This window comes from Blastomonas sp. UPD001 (assembly GCF_003426715.1).
Classification (GTDB): Bacteria; Pseudomonadota; Alphaproteobacteria; order Sphingomonadales; family Sphingomonadaceae; genus Blastomonas.
In genome coordinates, this window is record NZ_QKVT01000164.1 from 1 (window position 1) to 684 (window position 684).

The window sequence follows — 684 nt, forward strand, 5'->3', positions numbered from 1 at the left end:
TGCTTGCTTTGTGACACGCTACACCCAGTTCTGAACAGACATCATGCGTATAGACACTTCTAAGGAAGCACTGATCGCCCTCGAAAGACCTAGCGTCGAGACAATCCGCGTGCCCGTGCTTCACGTCCTCGACGGCGACGGTTTTCGCACCCAGTTCATGAACCCCAGAACTCGTTCTCTCGTCAATGCTAACGTGAGGTTTGGCTTTATTGACGCACCTGAAGTTGGGCAGTTTGGTGGAGATGAAGCAAGAAACTTCTTACGCCAGATTATTGCGGATCGGTGGATCGACCTCGTTGTCCTGACAAAAATGGATACGGGACAAATCACCGATCGACACGGCCGGTTGGTTTGCGTTCCCTACCTGCTTGATGATCAGCCAGAGCTGGGAACGCCGCTGATCTCGCCGCTCGGTCTGACCGTCAGGCAGTTCATTCCCTTCGGATGCACAAGCAGAAACATTGAGCTGGAAATGGTGCTTAATGGATGGGCTTGGGTGCTCGATCGCTATGAGCCAGAAGATGCCTACTTCGACGCGCTTGATGATGCTCGCCGAAACCGGCGTGGAATATGGTCACGAGATGACAACGTCCACCCATGGGAATTCAAGAAGGACATGTATCGGAGAAGGGTGGTCCCGAAGCGACCTCAATCTCAGATTGCACTACCTCTGCAAGACCCAGG

The 684-nt window shown here is 53.2% G+C and carries 1 protein-coding gene; it reads left to right on the forward strand.

Translation table 11 applies throughout. The features are described 5' to 3' along the window. Positions 1-43: 43 nt before the first annotated feature. On the forward strand, positions 44-684 hold a 641-nt coding region (locus DM995_RS20120; protein WP_157973420.1), incomplete at its 3' end, for a thermonuclease family protein.